At 63.8% G+C, this 26,034-nt stretch carries 24 protein-coding genes and 2 tRNA genes; 11 read left to right on the plus strand and 15 right to left on the minus strand.

Annotation, left to right across the window (positions count from 1 at the left end):
- The 5 genes from hflC to ACTG4J_RS06320 all read right to left on the minus strand — a co-directional run.
- Positions 1-589: protease modulator HflC (hflC, locus tag ACTG4J_RS06300; RefSeq protein WP_439138019.1), on the minus strand; the 589-nt coding region annotated here is incomplete at its 3' end.
- Positions 589-1,755 (minus strand): FtsH protease activity modulator HflK, encoded by a 1,167-nt coding sequence (gene hflK / locus ACTG4J_RS06305; RefSeq protein ID WP_439138020.1) that lies wholly within the window; start codon positions 1,753-1,755, stop codon positions 589-591. The genes hflC and hflK, both read right to left, overlap by 1 nt.
- Positions 1,756-1,853: 98 nt before the next feature.
- Positions 1,854-3,215: a glutathione-disulfide reductase gene (gene gor / locus ACTG4J_RS06310; protein WP_439138022.1), complete on the minus strand. Its 1,362-nt coding sequence runs from the start codon at positions 3,213-3,215 to the stop codon at positions 1,854-1,856.
- An 89-nt stretch (positions 3,216-3,304) separates the two neighbouring features.
- Positions 3,305-4,093: a ribose-5-phosphate isomerase RpiA gene (gene rpiA / locus ACTG4J_RS06315; RefSeq protein WP_439138024.1), complete on the minus strand. Its 789-nt coding sequence runs from the start codon at positions 4,091-4,093 to the stop codon at positions 3,305-3,307.
- Between the two features lie 38 nt (positions 4,094-4,131).
- Positions 4,132-4,851, minus strand: coding sequence for a thiamine diphosphokinase (locus ACTG4J_RS06320; RefSeq protein ID WP_439138026.1), 720 nt, complete (start codon positions 4,849-4,851; stop codon positions 4,132-4,134).
- A 121-nt stretch (positions 4,852-4,972) separates the two neighbouring features.
- Here ACTG4J_RS06320 and ACTG4J_RS06325 point away from each other — a divergent pair, with 121 nt between their 5' ends.
- Complete coding sequence (locus ACTG4J_RS06325) at positions 4,973-7,408, plus strand: hypothetical protein (RefSeq protein ID WP_439138028.1); 2,436 nt, start codon at positions 4,973-4,975, stop codon at positions 7,406-7,408.
- A gap of 85 nt (positions 7,409-7,493) precedes the next feature.
- Here the strand turns inward: ACTG4J_RS06325 and ACTG4J_RS06330 are convergent, their stop codons facing one another.
- Both ACTG4J_RS06330 and ACTG4J_RS06335 read right to left on the minus strand, forming a co-directional pair.
- The gene (locus ACTG4J_RS06330) at positions 7,494-7,724 is read right to left on the minus strand and encodes a DUF2842 domain-containing protein (RefSeq protein WP_439138030.1); all 231 of its coding nucleotides are present in this window, start codon (positions 7,722-7,724) and stop codon (positions 7,494-7,496) included.
- Between the two features lie 15 nt (positions 7,725-7,739).
- On the minus strand, positions 7,740-9,035 hold the full coding sequence (locus tag ACTG4J_RS06335; RefSeq protein WP_439138032.1) for an adenylosuccinate synthase: 1,296 nt from the start codon (positions 9,033-9,035) through the stop codon (positions 7,740-7,742).
- 311 nt (positions 9,036-9,346) lie between these two features.
- On the opposite strand from ACTG4J_RS06335, the gene secG reads away from it, so the two are divergent.
- Positions 9,347-9,709, plus strand: a complete 363-nt coding sequence (gene secG / locus ACTG4J_RS06340) for a preprotein translocase subunit SecG (RefSeq protein ID WP_439138034.1) — start codon at positions 9,347-9,349, stop codon at positions 9,707-9,709.
- A 167-nt stretch (positions 9,710-9,876) separates the two neighbouring features.
- A complete protein-coding gene (locus ACTG4J_RS06345) occupies positions 9,877-11,520 on the plus strand; it encodes a CTP synthase (protein ID WP_439138035.1) in 1,644 nt (547 codons plus the stop codon).
- 50 nt (positions 11,521-11,570) lie between these two features.
- Here the strand turns inward: ACTG4J_RS06345 and ACTG4J_RS06350 are convergent, their stop codons facing one another.
- Together ACTG4J_RS06350 and ACTG4J_RS06355 are read right to left on the minus strand one after the other, a co-directional pair.
- A complete protein-coding gene (locus ACTG4J_RS06350; RefSeq protein WP_439138037.1) occupies positions 11,571-12,779 on the minus strand; it encodes a DegT/DnrJ/EryC1/StrS family aminotransferase in 1,209 nt (402 codons plus the stop codon).
- Positions 12,780-12,823: 44 nt separating this feature from the next.
- Positions 12,824-13,489, minus strand: coding sequence for an HAD-IA family hydrolase (locus ACTG4J_RS06355; protein WP_439138038.1), 666 nt, complete (start codon positions 13,487-13,489; stop codon positions 12,824-12,826).
- A 117-nt stretch (positions 13,490-13,606) separates the two neighbouring features.
- On the opposite strand from ACTG4J_RS06355, the gene glmU reads away from it, so the two are divergent.
- The 6 genes from glmU (at position 13,607) to ACTG4J_RS06385 (ending at position 19,449) form a co-directional block, all read left to right on the plus strand.
- The gene (glmU, locus tag ACTG4J_RS06360) at positions 13,607-14,986 is read left to right on the plus strand and encodes a bifunctional UDP-N-acetylglucosamine diphosphorylase/glucosamine-1-phosphate N-acetyltransferase GlmU (protein WP_439138040.1); all 1,380 of its coding nucleotides are present in this window, start codon (positions 13,607-13,609) and stop codon (positions 14,984-14,986) included.
- Between the two features lie 3 nt (positions 14,987-14,989).
- A complete protein-coding gene (gene glmS / locus ACTG4J_RS06365) occupies positions 14,990-16,798 on the plus strand; it encodes a glutamine--fructose-6-phosphate transaminase (isomerizing) (RefSeq protein ID WP_439138041.1) in 1,809 nt (602 codons plus the stop codon).
- A complete protein-coding gene (locus ACTG4J_RS06370; protein ID WP_439138043.1) occupies positions 16,795-17,391 on the plus strand; it encodes a GNAT family N-acetyltransferase in 597 nt (198 codons plus the stop codon). Before glmS ends, ACTG4J_RS06370 begins: the two co-directional genes overlap by 4 nt.
- The gene (locus ACTG4J_RS06375) at positions 17,388-18,071 is read left to right on the plus strand and encodes a DNA alkylation repair protein (RefSeq protein WP_439138045.1); all 684 of its coding nucleotides are present in this window, start codon (positions 17,388-17,390) and stop codon (positions 18,069-18,071) included. Before ACTG4J_RS06370 ends, ACTG4J_RS06375 begins: the two co-directional genes overlap by 4 nt.
- Before the next feature lie 146 nt (positions 18,072-18,217).
- Positions 18,218-18,886 (plus strand): DUF2927 domain-containing protein, encoded by a 669-nt coding sequence (locus ACTG4J_RS06380; RefSeq protein ID WP_439138046.1) that lies wholly within the window; start codon positions 18,218-18,220, stop codon positions 18,884-18,886.
- Positions 18,887-18,909: 23 nt separating this feature from the next.
- Positions 18,910-19,449: an adenine phosphoribosyltransferase gene (locus tag ACTG4J_RS06385; RefSeq protein ID WP_439138047.1), complete on the plus strand. Its 540-nt coding sequence runs from the start codon at positions 18,910-18,912 to the stop codon at positions 19,447-19,449.
- A gap of 112 nt (positions 19,450-19,561) precedes the next feature.
- On the opposite strand, the gene ACTG4J_RS06390 is transcribed toward ACTG4J_RS06385, so the two are convergent.
- Positions 19,562-20,260, minus strand: a complete 699-nt coding sequence (locus tag ACTG4J_RS06390) for a recombinase family protein (RefSeq protein WP_439138048.1) — start codon at positions 20,258-20,260, stop codon at positions 19,562-19,564.
- 386 nt (positions 20,261-20,646) lie between these two features.
- On the opposite strand from ACTG4J_RS06390, the gene ACTG4J_RS06395 reads away from it, so the two are divergent.
- A tRNA-Leu gene (locus ACTG4J_RS06395) sits at positions 20,647-20,732 on the plus strand.
- Positions 20,733-20,831: 99 nt separating this feature from the next.
- On the opposite strand, the gene ACTG4J_RS06400 is transcribed toward ACTG4J_RS06395, so the two are convergent.
- The 5 genes from ACTG4J_RS06400 to ACTG4J_RS06420 form a co-directional block, all read right to left on the minus strand.
- Positions 20,832-21,155 (minus strand): DUF6280 family protein, encoded by a 324-nt coding sequence (locus ACTG4J_RS06400; protein WP_422238735.1) that lies wholly within the window; start codon positions 21,153-21,155, stop codon positions 20,832-20,834.
- A 241-nt stretch (positions 21,156-21,396) separates the two neighbouring features.
- A complete protein-coding gene (locus tag ACTG4J_RS06405; protein WP_439138049.1) occupies positions 21,397-22,263 on the minus strand; it encodes a rhomboid family intramembrane serine protease in 867 nt (288 codons plus the stop codon).
- Positions 22,264-22,320: 57 nt separating this feature from the next.
- Entirely contained in the window at positions 22,321-23,271 is a 951-nt protein-coding gene (locus tag ACTG4J_RS06410; RefSeq protein WP_439138050.1) for a hypothetical protein, read from the minus strand.
- Between the two features lie 181 nt (positions 23,272-23,452).
- Positions 23,453-24,823, minus strand: a complete 1,371-nt coding sequence (locus tag ACTG4J_RS06415) for a TolC family outer membrane protein (protein WP_439138051.1) — start codon at positions 24,821-24,823, stop codon at positions 23,453-23,455.
- 71 nt (positions 24,824-24,894) lie between these two features.
- A complete protein-coding gene (locus tag ACTG4J_RS06420; RefSeq protein WP_439138052.1) occupies positions 24,895-25,548 on the minus strand; it encodes a protein-L-isoaspartate O-methyltransferase family protein in 654 nt (217 codons plus the stop codon).
- A 178-nt stretch (positions 25,549-25,726) separates the two neighbouring features.
- On the opposite strand from ACTG4J_RS06420, the gene ACTG4J_RS06425 reads away from it, so the two are divergent.
- Positions 25,727-25,800, plus strand: a tRNA-Cys gene (locus tag ACTG4J_RS06425).
- Positions 25,801-26,034: the final 234 nt, after the last annotated feature.

Here is a 26,034-nt window from a genome sequence, read left to right on the forward strand (position 1 = left end):
CATCGGCGGCTTCGCGTTCACGCTCGGCGCGCATCCTTGCATAGGTCGCCTCAAGGTTTTGAACCGGCAGGTTCGTCTGCTTGAGCCGCACATCGAGAATGTCGATGCCAAGGGCCAGCGCGCTGGTGCGCGCACCGTCGCGAATCCGCTCGGCCAACATGGCCCGACCCGGCGACAAGATCGTGTCCGACGTCACCTGATCGGCACCCAGCGTTTCGCGGATCTGCGCGTTCAGGATCGAGGACAGACGATCTTCGGCCGCGCGCAGGCCACCAACGCCCACCGCTTGGCGGAAACGCACGACATCGGCGATCCGGTAACGCGCAAAAGCATCGACCACGAGGCGACGATCATCGGAGGGTGTGACCTCGATCGTGTCGGTATCAAGCGCCAAGATCCGCGCGTCGTAATAAACCACCTCTTGGATGAAGGGGATCTTGAAGCTCAGCCCCGGCTCTTCGACCACCTGACGGATCTGGCCGAATTGCAGGACAAGTGCCTTTTCACGCTCATCGACCACGAAGATCGCGCTGAGTGCCACCGAGATCACCAAGACCACGGCGGGAATGAGATATGTCAAACGGCGCATCAGTTGCTACTCCCGGTGATGGTTGCGGTTCCGGTGGTACTGCGGCGCAGATCATTGAGCGGCAGATAGGGCACCACGCCCTGCCCGCCTGCACCGCCCTGCGCGTCGAGGATCACCAGATCCACATCGCCCAGAACCCGCTCCATCGTCTCGAGATAGAGACGGCGGCGGGTCACATCGGGCGCGCCACGGTATTCGTCGAGAACAGCGAGGAAGCGGCTGGCTTCACCCTCGGCCTCGTTGACGACTTGCGCGCGATAGGCTTCGGCTTGCTCGAGAACTTGTGCGGCTTCACCGCGCGCGCCTGCCAGAACCCGGTTGGCATAGGCATCAGCCTGACGCTCGAGCCGGTCGCGTTCCTGTTCGGCGGCCTGCACTTCGCGGAAGGCGTCGATCACCTCGGCGGGCGGGTCGGCGCGATCAAGGTTGACGCGCACCACGGTGATGCCTGCGTCATAGCCGTCGAGCGTGGATTGGATGCCCTCGCGCACACCATCGGCGATCAGGCCGCGGTCACGGTTGAGGATCGGGGCCAACTCGGTGCGCGCGATGATCTCGCGCATGGTCGATTCGGCCACGGCGCGCACGGTGGCGGCGCCATCGCGCAGGTTGAAGAGGAACTTCGCCGGATCATTGATATTCCAGACGACCTGAAAATCGATATCGACGATATTGGCATCGGTTGTCAGCATCAGACCGCTCGAGCCGCCGACGCGGTTCGTGACGATATCACCGACATTCTCGGTCCGCTCAGAGGTGACATTGACCACTTCGGCCGTGACGACCGGCCAGGGTGCGAAATTCAGACCGGGCGAGCCGATGGAAGAAAACTCGCCCAAGAACAATTCAACAGACTGTTCTTCCGGGCGCACGGTATAGACCGAGTTGTAAAGCCAAAGCCCCAGCACGGCCACCAGACCGACGGCCCAGATCGTGCGCGGGCTGACCGGCAGATCGCCGCCACCCGTGCCGCCGCCGCCCGTGCGCCCACCGCGCCCGCCCATCAAGACGCGGAGCTGTTCTTGCCCCTTGCGCATGATTTCGTCGAGTTCGGGGATCTGCTGATCGCCACCACGCGGCGGACGCCCGTTCGATCCATTTCCGCCGCGATTGTCACCGCCACCGGAGCCACCACCGCCCCAGGGTCCGCCACTATTGCCAGCCATCGATTGTTGTTCCCCTCACAAATCAGGTCGTCGTCAAATATGAATATGGGGGCTTTCGCCCCGACTTACACGCAAAGCTGGGCGTTTTTGCCCCAATATCAAGCCATGCGCACCGGCGTTTTCATGGTGACCAGCTCTTCGGACATGGTCGGATGCACCGCAACGGTGCGGTCAAAGTCTTCTTTTGTGGCACCCATCTTGATCGCGATGCCCGCAAGTTGGATCATTTCGCCTGCCTGCGGCGCGACGATATGACAGCCCAAAACCTTGCGCGTCGCTTGGCTGACCACCAGTTTCATCATCACCCGATCGGCCCGCCCTGCAAAAGCCGTCTGCATCGGGCGAAAGGATGTGGCGTAAATTTCGACCGGCTCTTGCGCGCGCGCGGCCTCTTCCGACAGGCCGACAGTGCCGAATTCGGGCTGAGTGAACACCGCAGACGGGATCAGCGCGTGATCGACCGGCGTGGGATTTCCGTGAAACACTGTCTCGACAAAGGCCATCGCCTCGCGGATCGCGACGGGCGTCAGCGTCACGCGGTTGGTCACATCGCCGATGGCAAAGACCGAAGGGATATTGGTCTGCGAATAGGCATCGACCACGATCTCGCCCTGACGGCCCAGTGCAACACCGAGATCCTCCAGCCCAAGGCCCGTGGTGTTGGGCGTACGGCCTGTGGCGAACAAGACCGCGTCATAGGTTCGATCGGACCCGTTCGAGCCAACGACCCGGATTGCGCCATCGGTGGCGGGCGCCATCTCCAGAATATCGGTGCCAAGATGCAGATCGACACCTTTTTCGCCCATCATCTCGGCGATCAACCCGCGCGCCTCGTCATCGAAACCGCGCAAGATCTGCGCCCCGCGATAGAACTGCGTCACCGCCACGCCCAGACCGTTGAGGATGCCCGCGAATTCGCACGCGATGTAACCACCGCCCACGATCAAGATCGACCGCGGCAGCTGTTTCATCTGGAAAATATCGTCCGAGACCATCCCCAATTGCGCATTGGGCAGATCGGGGCGGACGGGGCGGCCGCCTGTCGCGATCAAGATATGTTTGGCGGTGATCTTGCGCCCATCGGCCAGCACGACGGTATGGGGGTCGGCAAGGCGCGCGCGCAGATCGAAGATCGCGACACCCGAGCCATTCAACAACTTGCGATAAACGCCTTCCAGCCGGTCCAACTCGGCATCCAACTGCCCCGAAAAGCGCGCCCAATCAAACGGCCCCTCGGTCAGATCCCAGCCGTAGGCGCGCGCGTCGTCAAAGGTTTCGCGATAGGCGCTGGCGAAAACCATCAGCTTTTTCGGCACGCAGCCCCGGATCACGCAGGTGCCGCCCATCCGGCTATCTTCGGCAAGGCCCACACGCGCCCCTGTAGCAGCCGCGACCCGCGCGGCACGCACACCGCCCGAGCCGCCGCCGATCACGAAAAGATCATAGTCGAATTCGGTCATCTTGCCCTGCCGTCCTCGCGCGCGTCGCGCCGCTCAATCTGTATGAAAAGCCAAATCGCTGCCCACCGCAGCGAGAGGCGCGCGCCCGCCTATTCGGTTTTGTCGACGAATAGGTTCTCGGTATCGGCAATGTCGATACGCTCGTGCTCGACTGTGCCATTGTTGATGTCGCGCACCTCGACCGTGCCATCGGGTTTGCCGATCACGATCACATCGCAGATATCGAGGAACAGGCCATTCTCGACCACGCCGGGGATCTGGTTCAGCACAAGGCCCAGCTGCGTGGGGTTTGCGATCCGGCGCAGATGCAAATCGAGGATATAATTGCCCTCGTCGGTCTTGAAGGGTGCGCCGCCATTCAACCGCAGGCTGGCCGCGCGGCCCAAGACATCGACATTAGACAGCATCTCTTCGATCAGCGCCTTGGTCGTCTGCCAGCCGAAAGGGATCACCTCGACCGGAAGCGGAAAGGCGCCCAGCGTATCCACCTGCTTGGAGGGGTCGGCGATCACGATCATCTGGTCCGAGGCGGTCGCCACGATCTTTTCCTGCAACAAGGCGCCGCCGCCGCCTTTGATCAGGTTGAGGTTCGCATCGTATTCGTCGGCCCCGTCGATCGTCAGGTCGAGCCAGCGCACCTCGTCGAGCGTCTTGATCGGCACGCCCACCTCCGCCGCAAGCTGCGCGGTGCGCGCCGAAGTAGCCACACCGGTGATCTTCATCCCGTCCTCGCGCACCAATTCGCCCAAACAGCGAACCATCCACGCCGCGGTCGAGCCGGTACCCAGACCCACCCGCATCCCGTCTTCCACGAATTCCACGGCACGGCGCGCGGCCACGTATTTGGCCTTGTCGATAGGCGAAAGCTCGGCGGTCATGGGGCTACGTCACTCCTGTGGGCTTAATGATATGCTGTTCATAGCCAAGCCGCGCCCGTGGTGCGAGACCAAACTGACGTCGCGCGCACTGCCTTTGCCACTGCCGCAAGATGGTCACGCGACATGATCAAGAGCATGCCCGGCCCGTCAAAACGCAGCTCCACCACTCCGCCCTTGGTCATGTTCGAGGTGCCGATCCGTCGGGCGGGGTGAAAATCGACCCCGTCGATGGGCCAGACCAAGCCAGCACTTTGCCCGGTTACATCGCGCAAGGGAAACAGCGACAACCGCGTTTGCGCAGGCAGGTCGAGCGCCAGACGCGGCGGTGCATGCACCACCAGATCATGTGAACCCAAAACGATGCAGCGCGCCTCGGGGCGTGCGGCAAGCCCATGATAAACCGCCAATTCATGATCGATACGGTCGCCGGTAAAACCCAGCGCGATCACCATCGGCGCATCGATATGGCGTAGCGCCTTGTCGAAATCGGTGCTGTCTTGCTCGGCCACGGCGTGAATGCGCGCATCGGGAATAAGAGCACGCATCTCGGCGCTCAGGCTGTCCATGTCGCCATAGACGGCCAAGGGCATATGCCCCGCCGTCACTGCATGCGCCGCCCCACCATCGGCTGCGACCAAATCGGGGGCAAGCGCCAGCGCCATCGCAAGATCGGCATCAGCCACGCGACCACCTCCCAAAAGCGTTACACCCTGTGCTGCTTGAAAAAGCGGTGCATGGATCGGCACATTATTGCCCATATTGGGGATAATCTCCTTTGAAATGCCCAATTGAGGTCGCGTTTGTGGGGAATCACTTTGGCACGTTTAACGCAATCAGTAAAAATACCGGCATAGCCCGGTCGAGCAGAGTACGAGAACCATGAGTGACGCAAACAAGATCCTGACGGTGTCTTATGGCACTTTCTCCTGTACCCTCGAGGGCTTTGATAAACCATTCGAGGCGATGAAGGCGATTGCGGAGTATTTCCGCGATCTGGCCGCTGAAGACCGCTATTTCGGTGCCGAGCCGCCGACACCCGACACGGAGATGCTTCACCGCATCACCGAGGCCGCGATCCAACGCCGGGTCGAGGCGCGGATCATGGAATCGGGCCTGTTGCTGCGCGCACAGCCCGAACCGCTGGACACGGCCGAGACCGCCGCGCCCAACGGCAAGGCACAGACAGAAGCGCAGGCCGAGATCGCGGATGCCGATCTGGCCGATGACGCCATCGCAAAAGATCCCGCAACCGAAGATCAGGCACAGGCCGCCACCCCGGATACGGCACCTGCGGCTGACGTCGCGGCTGAGGCCGAGGCCGAGATTGCGGCCGATGTTGAAATTGCTGCCGCCGCCGATTCTCAGATGATCGCTGAGATCGACGTCGAGACTGAGGCCGATGTCCAGACTGAGAGCGTCGCCGAGGCCGAAGCTGCCCCCGAGGTTGCCGTCGCGGACGAAGCCGCGGTTGCGCCCGAAGATGCAGCCATGCCTTCAAGCATCGACAATGAACCCACCCCTGCACCCATCGCCGAGGCGATCACCACATCGCATGACATGCCCGCCGCCGATGACGTCGCTACAGCCGACAGCGCGCTGGACGATGCAGCGATTCTGGCGCAATTGGCCGATATGCCCGAAGAAGCATCCGCTGACGCGGCCATCGCCGAGGTCGCGCCGGTCGACACAACCGAACCCGCGCTCGCCACGGATCTCGCCACCGATGGCGTCGACACGCTGGCCGCCGTTGCAGCCGCCCTGGCCGAAGCACCGCAGGTCGAAACGACACAGCCCGCGCATGCCGACATCCCCCTCCCCGAGGCCCCGGCCGCGTTGGCCGATACAGCCGAGGGCGAGAGCGAGAGCGAGAGCGCGTTCTTCGCCGACGTCGCACAAGATGATGTCGAACTCGATACCGCGTCGCTGTTCGGCGATGCAGCTCCGATGGATGGCGCCTCCGTAGCCGACCGCCTTGCCCGCATCCGCCGCGCCTCGACAGAAGATGATGATGACGCAGAAGACGAAGTCGATACGGCCTTCGCAGCGGAAGACCGCGCGGAAGACCGTGTTGCCGCCGCCATCGCACAAGAGCCCGAAGCCGTCACACAAGCGCTGACTTCCGATACCGACGCCGACGACATGGCACTTGCCGCGATCGCCGACGATCTGGCCCCGGCCCCCGAAGCCATCCAACCAGCTGCCCCGCAAACGGTAGAAGCACTGGGTGATTACGATGATGGTTTCGATGATGACAACGCGCCCACCGATGATGATGACGCCATTACGGCGACCATCGCTGCGGCAACCGCGCGTGACACAATCCAATCGCCCCAGCCCACGGCACCGGCGAAGACGGCCATCGACCCGGCCATGCCTGCTGCGACGCACGCGCCCGCGCAGGTCGAAGCCGCACCCGGCCAACAGCCCGAAGCACCGCGCGACATGGGCGATGTGGATGCCGCCGACCGCCTCTTCGCGGCCACCGAAAGCCGCATGAGCAATGCCGATACGACCCGCCGCCGGGCTAATATCGCGCATCTCAAGGCCGCGGTCGCAGCGCGCAGCGCCGAGCGTGAACTGGCCCCCGATGCCGATGATGCCGCGGATGATGCCGCCGAGTATCGCGAGGATCTGGCCCAAGTCATGCGCCCGCGCCGCGTCCGCGTCGATGTCACCCGCCGCGCCGATGCCGCACGGCCCAAGCCGCTGGTCTTGGTCTCCGAGCAGCGCATCGACGATGCCGCTCAACTTGTCGGCGGCGAGGCTGTCCGCCCGCGCCGCGTCATGGTCCCCGGCATGCCCCAGCCCGCAACCGCAGCCCCGCTGCGTCTGGCCGAGGCCGCTCCCCAAGCCGCTCCGGCATCGCGCAACATCGCCAATAGCCTTGCCCAGTTGGCACAGCGCGCGGGCGTGATCATGAACCTGCGCCGTGGCGAAAGCACCGCAGAGGCCGACCCCTTCACCACGGCCGAAGCCGCCGCACCCGAAGCGGCACCGGCTCCGGCGGCGGCACCTGCTCCGGCACAAGCGATGCTGGATGCCTCGCATGCCGAGCATTTCGCGCAAATTCTCGACCAAAGCGATGCGGTCGAGATCGACGAGGTGATCGAACTGGCCGCGGGCTATGCGCAAAGTGTCTTTGGCACCGGCACCTTCGACCGCACACAGCTTTTCCGCATGATCTCCGATGCGACCGACAAGTCCATCAGCCCCGAGGACATGCTCCACAGCTTCGGCGAAATGATGCGCCACGGCCGGATCGAGCGTGTCGCCCGCGGCGCGTTCCGCCTGTCGCAAGACGCGTTTGACGACTAAGTCACCGCACCAACAACAAGAAAGGCCCCGCGCTGCGAAGCGACGGGGCTTTTTTTGTACAGTCCGGTTTGTGTACAGTCCGGCCTTAGCGCTCGCTGGGCGGTGCGTTCGGATCAGCTTGACCGACGCCCTTGAACACCGCCTTGAACGGCAAGACCCACAAGATGCCCAGCACGATATAGATTGCGAATTCCAGCCAGATGCCGGGCCGCTCGAACAGGCTCATCACCCACCATGCGGCCGCGATATAGGCGGGCATTCCCAGCAGCAGGATCAAAAGCGACAACCGCCGCCGTGTCTTGTATGTCAACGCCATAAGCCCTCGTCCGGATCAATCTGCGAAGGGATCGGTCACGAGGATCGTGTCGTCCCTTTCAGGTGATGTGGACAGTAGCGCCACAGGGCACTCGATCAACTCTTCAATGCGGCGCACGTATTTCACTGCCTCGCCCGGCAGGTCGGCCCAACTGCGCGCCCCCTCGGTCGAGGCGGCCCAGCCGGGCATCTCTTCGTAGATGGGGGTGCAGCGCGCCTGTTGATCGGCGGCAGTGGGCAGGTAATCCAGCCGCTGCCCGTCCAGATCATAGCCGACACAAATCTGGAGCGTCTCGAACCCGTCGAGAACATCGAGCTTGGTCAGGGCGATTCCCTTGACGCCCGAGGTCGCGCAGGTTTGGCGCACAAGGCAGGCATCGAACCAGCCGCAGCGCCGCTTGCGCCCCGTCACGGTGCCGAATTCACGCCCCCGCTCGCCCAGACGCTGGCCGTCGGCATCCAGCAACTCGGTCGGAAACGGCCCCTCACCCACGCGCGTCGTATAGGCTTTGACGATGCCAAGAACGTAATCGATGGCGGTCGGCCCGATGCCCACGCCCGTCGCCGCCTGCCCCGCGATGACATTGGACGAGGTGACGAAGGGATAGGTGCCGAAATCGATATCCAAAAGCGCGCCCTGCGCCCCTTCGAACAAGATGCGCTTGCCCGCCTTGCGATGCTCGTTCAGCACCTTCCAGACAGGCGCGGCATAGGGCAGGATCTCGGGCGCAATCGCACGCAAGCGGTCGATCAGCGCGTCGCGGTCGACCTCGGCGATGCCAAGGCCACGGCGCAGCGGGTTGTGATGCTGAAGCGCGCGATCCACGCGGGCGATCAGCGTTGCGTCATCGGCAAGATCGGCCACCCGCACCGAACGGCGGCCCACCTTGTCCTCATAGGCAGGGCCGATGCCACGCCCGGTCGTGCCGATCTTGGTGCCGGCGCTGGCGGCTTCTTCGCGCGCGCGGTCCAATTCGCCGTGAATGGGCAAGATCAGCGGCGTGTTTTCCGCGATCATCAGCGTTTCGGGCGTGATCTCCACACCTTGCGCCCGGATCGCCGCGATCTCGCCCACCAGATGCCAAGGGTCGAGCACCACGCCATTGCCGATGATGCTCAGCTTGCCGCCCCGCACCACGCCCGAGGGCAGCGCGTTGAGTTTGTAGACCTTGCCATCGATGACAAGTGTGTGGCCGGCATTATGCCCGCCTTGGAAGCGCGCGATCACATCGGCGCGTTCCGAAAGCCAATCGACGATCTTGCCCTTGCCTTCATCGCCCCACTGGGCGCCCACAACGACGACATTAGCCATGGCAGATCCTCCGATTGCGGCCCGGGCGGGCTATAACGGGCCGATGGGCGGGTTGGAAGCGGAAGATCACGAGAATCAGGTAGAAACCGTGAATTCGCGCGACATGCCGCCGCATCGTGCAAGATCGACTGTGCCAGCGCGCAAGACGGCATACATCCGTGTACAGCGTCGCGATCAATCGCATTGCAAATAAAAAAGTTTCAAATACAGGGGCGACTCGCGTTATGGTTGACCGACTTGGGCTTGCGGCGGCATGCCGCATCTCATAAGAGAACCGAAATCCGAGCCAGGCCTCGCGAAGGACACCGCCAATGGAAAACATCATACTCGTCGTCCATCTGATCCTTGCGATCTGTCTTATCGGTGTGGTGCTGTTGCAGCGTTCCGAAGGGGGCGGGCTTGGCCTTGGTGGTGGCGGTGGCGGTGTTATGAGCGGTCGGCAGGCGGCCACCGCACTTGGTAAGCTGACTTGGGCCTTTGCAATCGCGTTTCTTGCAACCTCGATCACCTTGACGATCATCGCGGCGCAGAACTCGGCCGGATCTTCGGTGCTGGACCGCATTGGTGGCGCCTCGGCCCCGGCCGATGGCGATAGCCCAGCGCTTCCGCCTGCATCGGATCTTTTGCCGCCCATCTCGGGCGATGCGCCGCTCTTGCCGCCACGTGTCGACTGATCCACGTCTTTCGTATATTTAGGGTCTTTCTTGCGGATGGCCCAATATCATGTGTCGCATCACTTGCGGGGACATGGCGAATCCGGTTAGGATCAAATCCCGTGATACAGGGATAAGGGCAGACCGCTGAGCATGCGGCGCGCTCCGGCACGGGAAGGTTTGCTGACATGGCGCGTTTCATCTTCATCACCGGCGGTGTGGTGTCTTCGCTTGGCAAAGGGCTGGCATCCGCGGCGCTCGGGGCCTTGTTGCAGGCACGCGGTTTCACCGTGCGCTTGCGCAAACTCGACCCCTATCTCAACGTCGATCCCGGCACGATGTCGCCCTTCGAACATGGCGAGGTTTTCGTCACTGACGACGGCGCGGAAACCGATCTTGATCTTGGCCATTACGAACGCTTCACGGGCGTGGCGGCGCGCATGACGGATTCGGTCTCGTCAGGCCGGATCTATTCCAACGTGCTGGAGAAAGAACGCCGCGGCGATTACCTGGGCAAAACCATCCAAGTGATCCCGCATGTCACCAACGAGATCAAAGACTTCATCCGCATCGGCGAGGATGAGGTCGATTTCATGCTCTGCGAGATCGGCGGCACCGTCGGCGATATCGAAGGCCTGCCATTCTTCGAGGCGATCCGCCAGTTCAGCCAAGACAAACCGCGCGGCCAGTGCATTTTCATGCATCTGACGCTCTTGCCCTTCGTCAAGGCCAGCGGAGAGTTGAAGACAAAGCCGACGCAGCATTCAGTCAAGGAATTGCGCTCGATCGGGATCGCGCCCGATATCCTTGTCTGCCGCTCCGAGGGGCCGATCCCGCAAAAGGAACGCGAAAAGCTGGCGCTCTTTTGCAATGTCCGCGCCGATGCAGTGATCGCCGCCCAAGATCTGTCGTCGATCTACGAGGCGCCTTTGGCCTATCACCGCGAGGGGATGGATCAAGCCGTGCTGGACGCCTTCCAGATCAGCCCCACCCCCAAGCCCGATCTGACCGCTTGGGAAGATGTGGCCGACCGCATCGCCAACCCCGAGGGCGAGGTGCGCGTGGCCATCGTGGGCAAATACACACAGCTTGAAGACGCCTATAAATCCATCGCCGAGGCGCTGACGCATGGCGGTATCGCCAATCGCGTCAAGGTGCGCGCCGAATGGATCGATGCCGAGATTTTCGAACGTGAAGACCCCGCCCCCTATCTGGAGGGCTTCGACGCGATCTTGGTGCCGGGCGGTTTCGGCGAGCGCGGAACCGAAGGCAAGATCAAGGCCGCCGAATTCGCTCGCACCCGCAAGGTGCCCTATCTCGGCATCTGTCTTGGGATGCAGATGGCGGTGATCGAGGCGGCGCGCAACCTTGCCGATCTCAGCGATGCAGGCTCCGAGGAATTCGATCATGAGGCGGGCAAAAAGCGTTTCACGCCCGTGGTCTACCACCTCAAGGAATGGGTGCAGGGCAATGCCAAGGTCAAGCGCAAGCTGACCGATGCCAAGGGCGGCACGATGCGGCTCGGCGCCTATGACGCGGTGCTGAAAGAGGGCTCGAAGGTCGCGGAGGCCTATGGCGCGCTGACGATCGAGGAACGCCACCGCCACCGCTACGAGGTCGATATCAAGTATCGCGAGGCGCTCGAGGCCAAGGGCTTATGCTTTTCGGGCATGTCCCCCGATGGCCGCCTGCCCGAGATCGTCGAGGTCGAGGATCATCCGTGGTTCATCGGGGTGCAGTTCCACCCCGAACTGAAATCCAAACCGCTCGAACCCCACCCGCTTTTCCGCGATTTCGTGCGCGCGGCCAAGGAAAACTCGCGGCTGGTCTGAGGCGGAAAACTGAAGTGTTTCCTGCCATTATCCTGCAACAAAACGTCTGTCTACTCGGCGGCCCGCGCGTTTGCGCCCATCACCTCATCGCGTATGATCGTGGCGATCAGGCCGACATCGGCCTCGGAAAATGTCAGCGGCAGGCGCATGTCGATCAACCCCGCCAAGATCGCATCGGTCCGCGGCAGGCGTTGGGCGGGCGCATAGCGCCAACTGTCATAGCGCGAGGTAAAGGCCACGGGTTCCGCCGCGCCGAACCATTTCAACTCCACCCCCCGCACAGCACAGGCCGCAAGCAGGGCGCGCACCCGTTCGGCCGACCAGCCCGGCAATAGGAACTGGAAAGAAGACCCCACGATGCTTTCCTGCGCCGGGCGCGCGATCAGCTGCAGCCCCGGAACGTTGCGCAGCCCCACTTCCAGCATCGTGTAAAGCGCGTTCCAGCGCGCGACCTGCCGGGGCAGCTCCGCCAGTTGCGGGCGCAAGATCGCGGCGCGCAGATGATCCATCCGACCCGAGATATTGGGCGTCTCGTACTTTACATTTTCGAACATATCCACGGGGGGTGCAGCGGTATGCTTGCCATAAAGCATGTAGGAACCCGACAAAACCACTGCGCGCGCCATCACCTCGGCATCGTCGGTGACCAAAAGCCCCCCCTCGCCCGAATTGATGTGCTTATAGGTCTGTGTCGAGTAGCAACCGATCACCCCGTGCCGCCCCGATGGCACACCGCGCCACGCCGCACCCATCGTATGGGCGCAATCCTCGACCACCTGCAGATCGTTGTCGCGCGCCACCTCCATCAGCCGGTCCATGTCGCAGATATGCCCGCGCATATGGCTGAGCAGCAGCACCTTGGCCTCGCTTTTGCGCGCCATCAGCGCCAAATCCTCTAGATCGATGGTCAGGTCTTGCGTGGTTTCGACGAAAACCGGCACCGCCCCAACGCTTGCGATGGCGCCCGGTACGGGCGCCAAGGTCCAGCCATTCGACAAGACTTTGTCACCCGGCCCCACGCCCAGCGACCGCAAGGCACAGCTCATCGCATAGCCACCCGAGGCGACGGCCAGCGCATAAGCCGCGCCGGTAAAGGCCGCGAATTCGCGCTCCAATGCGGCCACCTCGCCCTCTTCGCCCGGCAACAGGTTGTAGCGATGCAACCGACCCGAACGCATCACCCCCAGCGCCGCGGCAATCGCCGCCTCGGGGATGGGTTCTTGCTGGGTGAATTTGCCTGTGAAGACGGGTTTTTCCATGCGCCACAGAATTGAGTGCCGAACCGTCCGCGTCAATGCCCCGATCAGCCCAAAAGCTGGTCGATCACCGCATCCAACCCGTCGTAGTGATCGATCAACGCCTCCGGCCCAAGCGCAGCGACCCCGTGGCCCAAGGGCCCGAATGTCACCAAGGCGCAAGGCCGCCCCGCCGCGCGCGCCGTTTCGCGGTCGGTGACCGTGTCACCGATCAGGCAAGATTGCCCCCGTTGCCCGCCAGCGCGCGCGACGGCCTCCCAAAACGGGGCAGGGTCGGGCTTGCGTACGGGCAGTGTGTCAGCCCCCACAAGGGCTGCGAATTCCGCCCTGACGCCCAGCCGGCTCAACAGCGTCTCGGCCAGCCCCTCGGGCTTGTTGGTGCAGATACCCACCGCGATACCGCGCCCGCGCAGCCGCGCGACCGCATCCATCGCGCCGGGGTAAAGGGTGGTATGCGTATCGATCGCCTCGCCATAGGCGGCCAGCAACAGGGGATAACCCGCCGCGACCATCGGCGCGGGCTGCGCCAACCCCATCCGGTCGGCGGCCAGTTGCAGCATCGCCCGCCCGCCGCGCAGCGCCGTGGCGTCGTCGCGCCCCATCTCCAATTGCGGCGCATGGCCCATCGCGCCCAAGGCGGCATTGGCCGCCGCGATCAGATCGCCCGCCGTATCGGCCAAGGTTCCGTCCAGATCGAAGATCACACAGCGCATATGGCCCCCCTTGGGCAGGTTTCCGCCCGTCGATGTAACAGGGCGTAGGCCAAAGTGAAGCGCCAATGCTTGCGCCGCGCCGCATCATCTATAAAAACGGCCGCAAAACGAGGGGACATGGGCGTGGGTATTTCGGACAGGGGCGAAGGGCGGCCGATCGCGGTTGTCGTGCTGGCCGCAGGCCAAGGCAGCCGGATGAATTCCGACCTGCCCAAGCCGCTGCACAAGCTGGGCGGCGTGCCGCTGATCGCACATGCGCTGCATGCAGCCGGTGGCCTTTCGCCCGCGCGCATCGTCGTGGTTACGGGCCACGGGGCCGAGGCAGTTGAGAAAACCGTTGCCGATCTTGCGCCTTGGGCCGAATGCGTGCGCCAGACCGAACAGCTGGGCACCGGGCACGCCGTGCTGCAAGCCGCCCCGATCTTGGCCGATTTCGCGGGCGATGTGATCGTGCTTTACGCCGATACCCCCTTCATCACCGAACAGACATTGGCCGCGATGCAGGCCGCCCGCGCGCGCCATGACATCGTGGTCTTGGGCTTCGAGGCCGCCGATCCCGGCCGCTATGGCCGCCTGATCCTCGATGGCGACCGGCTCTTGCGGATCGTCGAAGCCAAGGATGCCACCGCCGCCGAACGCGCCGTCACCTTGTGTAATTCCGGGCTGATGGCGGGCGATGCCGCAACAATGCTCCGGCTTTTGGCAACGGTCGGCAACCAAAACGCCGCGGGTGAATATTACCTTACCGATCTGCCCGCCCTCGCCATGGCCGAGGGCCTTTCCGCCACCGCCATTCTTTGCCCCGAGGGTGAGACGCTGGGCATCAACTCCCGCGCCGAGTTGGCGCAGGCCGAGATCGCCTTTCAGACCGCCCGCCGCGCCGAGATGCAAGCGGCGGGCGTGACGATGCAGGCCCCCGACAGCGTCATCTTCGCCCAAGATACATGGGTCGGGCGCGATGCCGAGATCGAACCCCATGTCGTCTTTGGCCCGGGTGTCACGATTGAATCCGGCGCGCGCATCCGCGCCTTTTCCCATCTCGAAGGCTGCCATGTCAGTGCGGGTGCCGTGATCGGCCCCTATGCCCGCCTGCGCCCCGGCGCCGAGATCGGGAATGACGCGCGCATCGGCAATTTCGTCGAGGTGAAAGAGGCCCAGATCGCCGAAGGCGCCAAGGTCAACCACCTCAGCTATATCGGTGACGCCGACATCGGCGAGCGCAGCAATATCGGCGCGGGCACCATCACCTGCAATTACGATGGCGTCATGAAACACCGCACCACGATCGGGCGCGATGTCTTTGTCGGCTCGAACACCATGCTGGTCGCCCCGGTCAGCCTTGGCGATCGCGCGATGACCGCCTCGGGCTCGGTCATCACCGAGGATGTGGCGCCCGGCGCGCTGGCCTTGGCGCGCGCCAAGCAAGTGAACAAGCCCGGTCTGGCGATCCGGTTGATGGAGCGTTTGCGCGCGATCAAGGCCGGTAGGAAAGGTTAAGCCATGTGCGGTATCGTCGGTGTTCTGGGCAGCCATGAGGTCGCCCCCCTGATCCTCGAGGCGCTCAAGCGGCTCGAATACCGCGGCTATGACAGCGCAGGCATCGCCACGCTGCAAGATGGGCGCCTCGACCGCCGCCGCGCGGTGGGCAAGCTCATCAACCTCTCCGACCGGCTGGTACACCACCCCCTGCCCGGCAAGGCGGGCATCGGCCATACCCGCTGGGCCACCCATGGCGCCCCGACCGAGGCGAACGCCCACCCCCATCAAAACGGCCCCGTCGCCGTCGTGCATAACGGCATCATCGAGAATTACCGCGAATTGCGCGCCGAACTGGCCGGCTCCAATTTCGAAAGCGAGACCGACACCGAAACAGTGGCGCATCTTTGCGCGCATTACATGGCGGGGGGCATGGACGCGCGCCAAGCAGTGACAGCCACCATCGCGCGGCTCGAAGGGGCCTTTGCGCTGTGCTTTCTCTTCGACGGGCAAGATGATCTGCTGATCGCCGCCCGCCGCGGCTCGCCCTTGGCGATCGGCCATGGCGAGGATGAAATGTATGTCGGCTCGGACGCCATCGCGCTGGCGCCGATGACCGACCAGATCACCTATCTCGAAGAGGGCGATATCGCCTTCATCACCCGCGCGGGCGCCGAGATCGTCGATGAAACGGGCGCCCCCGTCACCCGCCCCAAAACCCGGATCGAGATCGGCGCCGCGGTGATCGACAAGGCGGGCTACAAGCATTTCATGGCCAAGGAAATCCACGAACAGCCCCGCGTGCTGGCCGAGGCGCTGGCCCGCTACGCCCCCGGCCCGCTGCCGGTCTTTCCCGAAAGCCTTGATTTCACCCGCTTCGACCGGGTGGTCATGGTGGCCTGCGGCACGGGCTATTATTCCTGCCTGACCGCGAAATACTGGTTCGAACAGGTGGCGGGCATCCCCTGCGAGGTCGATGTCGCCTCCGAATTCCGCTATCGCGAACCGCCGCTGCCCCCCCGCACGCTGGCCCTTGTGGTCAGCCAATCGGGCGAGACAGCCGATACGCTGGCCGCCCTTCGCTACCTGCGCGGACGGGCCGAGATGGTGGCAAGCCTCGTCAATGTCGGCACCTCGTCCATCGCGCGCGAAAGCGATGTGGCGCTGGCGATCCTGGCGGGCGTCGAGGTCTCGGTCGCCTCGACCAAGGCCTATACCAACCAGCTGGCCGTGCTGGCGCTTTTGGCGCTGCATGCAGCCGGGCAGCGCGGCGCGCTCAGCCCTGCCCAGATCGGGCAAGAACTCGACGCGCTGCGCCATGTGCCCGAACAGATGCGCCAGGCGCTGGCCTGCGAGGCCGAGATCGCCGCCATCGCCGCCGGACTGGCCGAGGCGCGCTCGGCCCTCTTTCTGGGGCGCGGCGTGATGTATGCAACCGCACTCGAGGCGGCACTAAAACTTAAGGAACTCAGCTATATACACGCCGAAGCTTATGCATCGGGTGAACTCAAGCACGGCCCCATCGCGCTGATCGACCGGACCCTTCCCGTACTGGTCCTCGCCCCCCATGATCCGCTCTTCGACAAGACCGTCTCGAATATGCAAGAGGTGATGGCCCGTGGCGGTCAGGTCACGCTGATCACCGATGCCGCCGGTGCCGCCATCGCCGCCGAGGGCACGCAAGCCACCCTGACCCTGCCCGCGGCGGGGCGGCTGGCCGCGCCGCTGATCTATGCGATCCCCGCGCAGCTTTTGGCCTATCACACCGCCATCGCGAAAGGCACCGACGTGGACCAACCCCGCAACCTCGCGAAATCGGTGACCGTGGAATGAGCCGCCTTGGCCCTGCGACCCTGACCCTGCGTGGCCGCCATGTCACCCTCGTGCCGCTCGACCGCGCCCATGCCGAGGCGCTGTCCGAGGCTAGCGCCTCAGGCAATCTGCATAAGCTGTGGTACACTTCCATCCCCGCGCCCACCGGCATGCTGGCCGAGATCGACCGGCGCCTGCGCCTGCGCGATATCGGCGCGATGATCCCCTTCACCCAGCTTGATGCGACCGGTACGCCCATCGGGATGACCACCTATATGAATATCGACCACGCCACGCCGCGGGTCGAGATCGGCTCGACATGGATCGCGCCCTCCGCCCAGCGCGGCCCGCTCAACACCGAGGCCAAACGCCTGCTGCTGGGTCATGCCTTCGAGGTCTGGTCCTGCCTTGCGGTCGAGTTTCGCACCCACCGCCTGAACCAGCAATCGCGCCGCGCAATCGAGCGTTTGGGCGCGCAACGCGACGGTATCCTGCGCGCCCACCAAACCATGCCCAACGGCACGGTGCGCGACACGGCGGTCTATTCCATCACCGCCCCGGAATGGCCGGTCATCCGCGCCCATCTCGACGGGCTGATCGCGCGACCAAGATGACAGCGGATGACGCCATCGCGGCCCTGCGCGCCCATGCCGACCCGGCCCGCGCCGCCGAAATGGCCGCCTATCACAAGCAAACGCGCGCGGTTCTGGGCCTTTCGAACGCGCTGACGGGCGGCTTGGCCGAGGAATGGCGCAAAGCCTTGGATCAGCCCGGCCTTGTCACGCTTGCCCAAGGGCTTTGGGCCAGCGATATCTTCGAGGCGCGCATCGCGGCTGGCAAATTATTCATCCAAGCCCGCATCCGCCCAGATGACCACGCCGCTTGGGCTTGCATCACCGGGCTGGTCCCCGATTTCGACAGCTGGGCCATCGCCGATGCCGTGGCCCAAGGCGGCGCCAAACGGGTGATGCAAGACCCCGCCCGCCTCGACCAGATCGCGGGCTGGATCAGTGCCGAACATATGTGGACCCGCCGCGCGGCGCTGGTCTTTACCCTGCCCTTCACCAAATCCCGCCATCCCAATGCGACCGAGGTCGCGGCCCGCGCGCGCATCCTTGGCTGGTGCGCGACGCTTGCCCCCGATCGCGACTGGTTCATCCAAAAAGCCATCGCATGGTGGCTGCGCGAATTGTCCAAGCGCGATCCCGACAGCGTCAACGCGTGGCTGGCGACCCACGGCGCCACCCTCAAACCCTTCGCCCGCAAGGAAGCCGCCCGCCAGCTCGGCCGTTAAGCACTCATCAAGGTTAACGCGCGCCCATCTTTGCTTCCCAAATACTCAAAAGCCGCCATCGCGTCGCGCGGTAGGCATGCAACAGCAAGACAGCCGCGATGCGTCACCTGCTTGCACTCGGCCCGCGCTTTGCGTCACCTGTGCCCATGTTGCGCCGCCTCGCTCTCGCCTGTCTCTTCAGCCTTGCCGCCACCGCGACAGTGGCGCAGGAATTCATCGCCGTGCCCGATCTGATTTCCGACGAGGATTTCTACCGCCTCGTGGCCTGCGCGGCCCCGCCCGGCGGCACATGCGCCAAACCGATCATCCGCTGGCCCGACGCGCGCCGACAGGATTTGCGCGTCGGCATCGCCGATGTCGCGCCCAGCTTTCCCGGCTACAAGCTGGACCTCGTCGACCGTGCCGTCGACAGCGCCATCGCCGAAATCAACGCCACGGGGGCCGCGCTGCGCCTGACCCGCGTCTATGAGGGCAGCGTCGATATCCCCCTCTACCTTGTCGCCACCCCGCAAGGCGCACGGATCAGCGGCACCAGCATCGCCGAGCTGGACGGCAGCGAAATGGCCATCGCGCGGGTGGCCCTTCGCTCACGCGGGGGCACGATCTTGTCGGCCGCCATCGCGATCAGCCAAGATATCCGCCGCCGCGAGATCGCCTCGGTCGTGCTCGAAGAATTGGTGCAATCCTTGGGCCTGCCGACCGATATCGACAGCCCCGCCTATACGCGCTCGATCTTTTCCGAGGCCGACAACACGACCGTCTGGCTGCGCGGCCAAGACGCCGCCGCGCTGCGCCGCCATTACCCCAGCCGCTGAGCGGCCCATCCAAGGACAGCCAGATGCCCAGCCAGAAAACGATCCAAGACTACATCCGCACCATCCCCGATTTCCCGCATGAAGGGATCATGTTTCGCGATGTGACCACGTTGTTCCAAGATCCGCGCGGCTTTCGCCTTGCGATCGACCAGCTGCTGGCCCCTTTCGTGGGCGAGCGGATCGACATGGTCGTGGGCCTCGAGGCGCGCGGATTCATCCTTGGCGGCGCGGTCGCGCATCAACTCTCCAAGGGCTTCGTGCCGATCCGCAAAAAGGGCAAACTGCCCGCCGCGACCATCGCGCAGGACTACACGCTCGAATACGGGCAAGCCACGGTCGAGATTCATGACGACGCGCTGATGCCAGGCCAAAAAGTGTTGTTGGTCGATGATCTCTTGGCCACCGGCGGCACCGCAGAGGCGGGTATCCGCCTCGTCGAACGGCTGGGCGCCGAGGTAGTGGGCTGCGCCTTCGTCATCGACCTGCCCGAACTCGGCGGGCGGACGCGGTTGGAGGCCATGGGCGTTCCCGTCCACGCGCTTTGCGCCTTCGACGGGCTGTGAAAGCCCCCAAACGCTTGCCGATCAAGCCGCCAGTCGCCGCGCAGTGCAAGAATGCGGACAGTCGGCACTGCCGTGATCGGCCAAGGCGGTGCCCATGCAGGCCGCAGACTGTTCAGGCTTTTTTCTGTGGCACCTCGGCACCGATGCCCCAGCGTTCCAGCGCGTCATATGCTGCCGACGGATTCTTGTTGATGCGTGAGACCAAAAACTTGCTCAGACCCAACCTTCGGGCAATCTCGTTGACCCCCACACCATCGTCTGACATCTGCTTGATGTGATCAATGTTTTCCCGGGTGTAGGACGGTTTGCGTCCCTTGTAGGCCGTCGGGTTACGGGCCTTGGCATTGGCGATACCTGCCGCTTGCGCCTCTCTGTTCGAAATGGCCTGCGCCTGCGCCATCGCCGACATGAAAGACATCATCGCATCGCGTATGGTCTTTTGTTCAGCGTCTTTGGGTTGCGCATCGAACGTCAGACCGTTGATGATGGTCTTGACGGTTACGCCCCGCTCGAAAAAAAGAGACATGGTGCGCTGGATATCGTCATAATTGTGACCCAGCCGATCCAGCCAGCGCACCAAGACAACATCGCCATCACGCAAGCTCTCAAACAGGCGTTTGCCACCTTCACGCTCGGAAAAAGCGGTGCTCACACCCGGCACGCTGTGATCTGCGATGACCTTGTCGATCAGATAACCTGCGCTCTCCGCCTGGTGGCGCTGTGCGCTGGTGGATTGCTCCACCGCTGAAAGGCGGAGGTACAAGATCGTCTGCGCCTTTGCCTGAGGACTGTAGCGATAAGACAGACTCATTTCATTGGCCTTGGAGCGATCTAACAGGGCGATCCGATATCGCCATGCCGCGCGTTACGAAATCCTGTTGTATCTTGATACCACAAAGTGGGTCGTTGCAATAAGATATATGCTATTCGCTCATCGCCGCATTTTGTGCTTGAATTATTGGGGATTTTTCACGCGGCCATGCGCAAAACCGGCCTGTCCCGATTGCATATGGGGGCTTTGACCCTGTGCATACACAAAGACAGATCGGCTGAAAAAGGCTGGAAAACCAAGCAAGGGCAAGGCGCGACATCGCCCCGTCCATCCACGCGCTGTGCGCGTTCCAGATGCTTGGCGCGCCCAACAGCATGCTCAAGCGATTGCCAATCCAGCGGCAAGAGGTTAGCCACGGGGCCTGTGCGGGCGTGATGGAATGGTAGACATATCGGACTTAAAATCCGTGGGCCTTTGTGCCGTGGGGGTTCAAGTCCCCCCGCCCGCACCAGCGCGCAGAGCGGCAATACGCCTTGGCTAAACGAAAAACGCGCCCGCTATGGGGCGCGTTCTTCGGGTGCGATCGCCGCTTTCGCGGCAACACGCGCGATCAAGCTGCTTCGGCTTCAGCCTCGGCTTGGCTGCGGCGCTCGCTCTCTTCACGGCTGAGCGCGACCGAGGTCCGCACACCGCGCGACACGAAGCACATCAGGCCCTGAACGACGCGCTCATTGGGGTCGATGCCCGCACAGCTGAGCACTTCACGACCATCGCGCGAGCGCGCCCAGCGGGCGATCTGCTCGGGGCCGTTGCCGTATTTCTTGTCATCTGCAATGGCATCATCCAAAGCAGCAAGCACCACCGCGGCGAAAAGCTTGCGCGCGCGCTGGCCTTGTTCGAAGTTGAAGGCAGTGCCATCAACGAAATCTCGCATTTCGTCGTTCCTTGTGATTGCTCTTGCATTTCCGGCGTGAAACACCTTCTGCCCGAAAACTATGCGATTCTGTGATGCCAAAATCGCATATGTGGTATTCCCCCAGCGCATAGCTTGAAAAGGAAACACACAGTTTCCAGTAGATGGCTCGCATCCCCAACCGTATATATAGGGGCCGTCAACAATCCATCAAGTTTTTGCCATTATTTCGTCATATTTGGCAGGCGCCGCAGCCATACCCTCAACGGTTCCGCCCACCACCCCAGGGCGAGAAAAGGCGGCGGCGCGATCCGCTTTGTGGAATACGCGTCTGGTACGCGCCCGCGGATGCTGTGGGTGCGCGTGGCGCGCCGCTTACCCGGCGCACCCGCGGTATCGCAGAGCTGCCGCGCGGCGCTACGACATATTCGACCGGCGCATGGGGTGGCTCGCCATGCCATTTCGCCCAGAACGCAGGGCCACCCAGCCGAAGCCATAGCGGCAAGGCAAGAACGACACCTGCGATGAAACCGCCGGCATGCGCCCAATAAGCGACACCGCCACCCGCCACATCCATCGCCACGCCGTTGAACAATTGGAGCGCGAACCACAGCCCCAGCATGATCCATGCCGGGATGGTGAAAATCTTGAACAGCACCACGATGATGACCAGAACATCGATCCGCGCGCGCGGGAACAACAGCAGATACCCCCCCATCACGCCCGCGATCGCCCCGGATGCGCCCACCATCGGCACCGTGGAGCCCGGCGCGGCCAAGATCTGTCCCGCCGCCGCCGCCAGCCCCGCGGCCAGGTAAAAGCCCAAGAACCGCAAATGCCCGAAGAGATCTTCCATATTGTCGCCGAAGATCCACAAGAACAGCATGTTGCCGATCAGATGCATCCAGCCCCCATGCAAGAACATCGAGGTCAATAGCGTATGCCCATCCGCACCCGACAGCACCTCGTCGGGGACCAAGGCCCAATCGGCAAAAAACGCCATCAGCTGCCGCTCCGACCCCGAAAGCGCCGGATAATAGGATAGAAACACCACGACATTGATCGCGATGAGCGCCCAGGTCACATAGGGCGTGCGGTTCGACGGGTTATGATCGCGGATCGGGAACATCACCCCAACTTCGGGCGCGTATCGGACCCGGTCAAGGGGTGGCTGGGCGGCACCGCGTCATTCCAGCTCTTCTGCCGCCAGCGCCAGCCTGATTTCGCGCCGCACCATCTTGCGCACATTGCGGGTGATGCGCTGACCCAAGGCGCCCTGAAGCTCTTGGCGCACGACCTCAGAGACGATCTCGCGCAGCGTTTCCTCGTCGAGAATGCCATCCTCGGCCTCGGGAAAGCTGAAAGGCGCGGTGGTATCGCCCAAATCCTCGACGTTTTCGTCGTCATCATGCATCAAATCATCCACCGCATCAGCCGTTGCCTCATCTTCATCCGGGAGATCGGCATCCGGGGCATGCGCGGCGGTCTGCGATGTGGCCTCATCCGTAGAGTCATCGAGCGGCGCCTCCGCGTCCCCATCCGCATCGGTGTAAGCAGCATGGCCCAGATCGTCCGGCCCTGCCGCGTCCGGGGCCTCCCCCTGCTCCAAGGTATCCTCGGGCGATGGCGCCTCAGGCTGGGATTGCCCACGCATATGCACCAATTCGCGCAGCGCCTGATCGGCCCCGGCATCGGGCCAATTGGCGTCGCCCGTCTCGGCCTCGAACTCGGCACCGGATGCGGCGTTCTGCAAATGGGTCAGCTTGGCGCGAAAACTCTGGCGATCATGCGCAGGCCAAGGCTCATCCGCGCTCAACCCCTCGGCGATGGCGTCGGAAACAGCCTCTTGCGCGCTATCGGCGATCTCGCCCCAATCGGCCAAGCGATCTTCAAGCCCCCAAGCCGTTTCATCGGTCTGCGGGTCAGTCGCGTCATGCGTGTCATCATCCGCAGGCCGACCAACCGGCGCCCAAGGATCATCGGGCTCGCTGACACGCAAAGCAGGCGTCAGCACAAGCTTTTCGGGTCCATCAGAGGGGGGCGGCGCGGCAGGCTTGGCACCGGGGCCAGCAACAAGGCGTCGGATGGATGCCAGAACATCCTCGATCTCTTCGGCGGATTTCGCTGCTTCCGTCATTACCGCTCACTCCTCGATACGCAAGGCCGACCATGGTCAAAAGCCGCGCGCGACCGCTCCACCAGACCAGCCCTTTTACCCCTCATGCGGGGGGCTTGTCGGAAAAGATAGCCGCAAGCGGCCCTTCGCACAACGGATAGCGCGAATTGTGCCGATTACGCAGCAACCTGCGGCAGGGCGATCACTCTCGCCCGATGGCCTGCAACAGCGTGTCGAGCCGGTCACCCTGTGGCGAGGCGATCCGCGGCCGCCCCCCTTGGAAGGTCGCGCCATAGGCCGCGATGTCGTATTCCGGCACCGGGAGCGCAAGCGCCGTCACACCCAATAGGCCCGCCGCACCCAAGATACCGTAAGCAGCCGCATACAGCCCTGATTGCGCCTCGATCCGGCTGATGCGCGCCTCGAGCAGGTCTTGCTCGGCATCGAGCACATCCAGCGTCGTGCGCGCGCCCAGCGACGCCTCTTCGCGGATGCCCTCAAAGGCAAGCTGTGCGGCATTGATCCGCTGATCGGATGCCTGAATCTGTGCCGCGGCGATCCCCAAGCGCGCATAGGCATTGCCCAGAAGTTGCAGATTGACCTGCACCTGCCGGTTCAGACCGGCGCGGACCGCTGCGACCTGCGCCAGCGCTTGGCGTTCGAGCGAGCCAAGCTGCCCCCCGCGATAGATCGGCTGGCTGAGCGTCAGGCTGAGGCTGGCGCCATTGCCCTCCAGATCGGCGCGCGGCGCCGCGAATGTCTCGCTGCGCGAAAGGTCCAGCGACACGCTGGGCCGCGTTGCACCGCGCGCCTGCGCCACGGCGAATTCGGCGGCGGCCACTTCGTGCTGCAGCGCGCGGATCGCGGGATGCTCTTGCCGCGCAAGGCGTGCGGCCTCATCCTCGGATACGGGCAAGGTCGGCATCGCCCCCGGACCGGGCAGTGCGTCGGGGTAACGCCCAACGGCAAGATTGAACAATTCGCGCGAAATATCGCGCGTGCCTTGCGCCGCGGCCAGATTGGAGCGCGCGGTCGCCAACAGCGCCTCGGCTTGGGCCACATCGGTGCGGGTGGCCTCGCCCACTTCGAAACGATCCCGCGCGGCGCGCAGCTGTTCGGTGACGACGCGCACATTGGCCTCGCGCACCGCAACGACCTGCTGGGCCTGCCAGACGTCGAGATAGGCGGTCACAGCATCGCCCAGCACTTGCGCCTCAAGCGCCACAAGCTGCGCACGCGCGGCGTTGAGCGTCTCTTCCGCCCCGCGAAGCGCATTTCGGCGCGACCCGCCCGCGTAAAGCGTGGCCTCGGCCACCAAGCGCGCGGTGGTGGTGGTGGTATCGGCCACCAGATCGCGCGAACTGCTGGCCGCAAAGTTCAATGTCGGCAAAAGCGCTGCGATGGCTTGGTTCACACCCTCGTCGCGCACCCGCAACAGGTATCTGTTCTGCTCGAGAAGCGCCGAGTTGCGATAAGCATCGGCCATGGCATCGCGCAGCGTATCGGCACCCGCCGGCACCACCGAAAGCGTGGCAAAGGTCAGGGCCGCACAAAACCCGCGCTTTATTCGCATCTTCCAGCCCGCCATCGCCTTCACCCTTTGCTCGCCGCGCCCAGCCCGGCCTTTTGCCACCGAAACGGCCGTCAGAATACGAAACCCGCAACCCGCGCAAAGCCCGGCAAGACCGGGGCGGTCGCGTTGAATTCGACCCGCCACGACATCGCGCCGCCGATCTTGCGGCCAAGACGGGCCTCGCCCAGCGCAGCTTGCATGAAGACGGCCATGATCCGGCCCCCGTCCTTGAGTTGGTCGATCAAGGACTGTGGGATTTCTTCGACACCGCCAAAGGCGACGATCACATCATAGGGGCCGTTCTTGGCGCTGCCTGCAGTCAGGGGCGCGTTCAAAACGGCGGCATTGTCGATTTCTTGCGCCGACAGGGCGGCCTCGGCATCGGCGGCCAGTGTCGCATCCTCTTCGACAGCGACGACCGCATCGACCAAGCTGGCCAAAAGCGCGGTGGTATAGCCCAAGCCCGGCGCGATCTCGAGCACCAGCTCGCCGGGCTTCAACTCGAGCGCTTGCAACATCTTGGCAATACTGCGCGCCTCCATCAACTGACGCGTCGCGGTCAGATCGACAGGCGCGCCCGCATAGGCCAGATCACGGCGCGCATCGGGCACGAAGGCCTCACGCGGGATCGTAAGCATCGCGTCAAGCACGGGAAAGCTGGTGACATCGGATGGCCGCACCTGCGTGTCGACCATCGTGCGGCGGCGTTCGGCGTAGTCTGCCATGGGAACTGAACCAATCCGTCTAGTTTATCCGCGTTTCTCATCGCACAGCGCGCGGGTCGGTGCAACGACAGGATGGCGGGCTGCGACGTTTGTCCCCGCACACCCGCCGCATCATCGGCGCGTTTGCAACCTTGCGCGCCCTGCGCGCATCGGCTACCTGAGTGCGCACCACCCCGGCGGCGAGTTGGCGGAGAGGTTACGCAGCGGATTGCAAATCCGTGTAGACCGGTTCGATTCCGGTACTCGCCTCCATATTTCCCTCAACATCCGAAAGCCAATACACCCACGCAAAAGGGCGACCTTTCGGCCGCCCCTTACCCATCCCGCCCGCGTCTGCTCAGGCGTTCGCGCCGCGCACAGCGTCGATGACGGCATCCGTCACCTCTTGGGTCGTCGCCGTGCCGCCCACATCGGGCGTCATGATGCCCGCGGCACAGACCTGTTCCACCGCGGCCATCAGGCGCGTGGCGGCGGCAGGTTCGCCCA

Origin of the sequence: Roseicyclus sp. (assembly GCF_965662675.1) — a bacterium.
Lineage (GTDB): Bacteria > Pseudomonadota > Alphaproteobacteria > Rhodobacterales > Rhodobacteraceae > Roseicyclus.

Excerpts from the sequence above, each read along its gene's own strand:
- ACTG4J_RS06400 (WP_422238735.1), bottom strand. The coding sequence starts at position 21,155 with ATGCGAGATTTCGTTGATGGCACTGCCTTCAACTTCGAACAAGGCCAG.
- ACTG4J_RS06355 (WP_439138038.1), bottom strand. The coding sequence starts at position 13,489 with ATGCGCTGTGTGATCTTCGATCTGGACGGAACCTTGGCCGATACGGCG.
- ACTG4J_RS06410 (WP_439138050.1), bottom strand. The coding sequence starts at position 23,271 with ATGACGGAAGCAGCGAAATCCGCCGAAGAGATCGAGGATGTTCTGGCA.
- hflK (WP_439138020.1), bottom strand. The coding sequence starts at position 1,755 with ATGGCTGGCAATAGTGGCGGACCCTGGGGCGGTGGTGGCTCCGGTGGC.
- ACTG4J_RS06385 (WP_439138047.1), top strand. The coding sequence starts at position 18,910 with ATGCCCAGCCAGAAAACGATCCAAGACTACATCCGCACCATCCCCGAT.
- secG (WP_439138034.1), top strand. The coding sequence starts at position 9,347 with ATGGAAAACATCATACTCGTCGTCCATCTGATCCTTGCGATCTGTCTT.
- ACTG4J_RS06415 (WP_439138051.1), bottom strand. The coding sequence starts at position 24,823 with ATGCGAATAAAGCGCGGGTTTTGTGCGGCCCTGACCTTTGCCACGCTT.
- gor (WP_439138022.1), bottom strand. The coding sequence starts at position 3,215 with ATGACCGAATTCGACTATGATCTTTTCGTGATCGGCGGCGGCTCGGGC.
- ACTG4J_RS06370 (WP_439138043.1), top strand. The coding sequence starts at position 16,795 with ATGAGCCGCCTTGGCCCTGCGACCCTGACCCTGCGTGGCCGCCATGTC.
- ACTG4J_RS06390 (WP_439138048.1), bottom strand. The coding sequence starts at position 20,260 with ATGAGTCTGTCTTATCGCTACAGTCCTCAGGCAAAGGCGCAGACGATC.
- ACTG4J_RS06320 (WP_439138026.1), bottom strand. The coding sequence starts at position 4,851 with ATGGGCAATAATGTGCCGATCCATGCACCGCTTTTTCAAGCAGCACAG.
- ACTG4J_RS06350 (WP_439138037.1), bottom strand. The coding sequence starts at position 12,779 with ATGGAAAAACCCGTCTTCACAGGCAAATTCACCCAGCAAGAACCCATC.
- rpiA (WP_439138024.1), bottom strand. The coding sequence starts at position 4,093 with ATGACCGCCGAGCTTTCGCCTATCGACAAGGCCAAATACGTGGCCGCG.
- ACTG4J_RS06330 (WP_439138030.1), bottom strand. The coding sequence starts at position 7,724 with ATGGCGTTGACATACAAGACACGGCGGCGGTTGTCGCTTTTGATCCTG.
- ACTG4J_RS06335 (WP_439138032.1), bottom strand. The coding sequence starts at position 9,035 with ATGGCTAATGTCGTCGTTGTGGGCGCCCAGTGGGGCGATGAAGGCAAG.
- glmU (WP_439138040.1), top strand. The coding sequence starts at position 13,607 with ATGGGCGTGGGTATTTCGGACAGGGGCGAAGGGCGGCCGATCGCGGTT.
- glmS (WP_439138041.1), top strand. The coding sequence starts at position 14,990 with ATGTGCGGTATCGTCGGTGTTCTGGGCAGCCATGAGGTCGCCCCCCTG.
- ACTG4J_RS06420 (WP_439138052.1), bottom strand. The coding sequence starts at position 25,548 with ATGGCAGACTACGCCGAACGCCGCCGCACGATGGTCGACACGCAGGTG.
- ACTG4J_RS06345 (WP_439138035.1), top strand. The coding sequence starts at position 9,877 with ATGGCGCGTTTCATCTTCATCACCGGCGGTGTGGTGTCTTCGCTTGGC.
- ACTG4J_RS06325 (WP_439138028.1), top strand. The coding sequence starts at position 4,973 with ATGAGTGACGCAAACAAGATCCTGACGGTGTCTTATGGCACTTTCTCC.
- ACTG4J_RS06375 (WP_439138045.1), top strand. The coding sequence starts at position 17,388 with ATGACAGCGGATGACGCCATCGCGGCCCTGCGCGCCCATGCCGACCCG.
- ACTG4J_RS06380 (WP_439138046.1), top strand. The coding sequence starts at position 18,218 with ATGTTGCGCCGCCTCGCTCTCGCCTGTCTCTTCAGCCTTGCCGCCACC.
- ACTG4J_RS06405 (WP_439138049.1), bottom strand. The coding sequence starts at position 22,263 with ATGTTCCCGATCCGCGATCATAACCCGTCGAACCGCACGCCCTATGTG.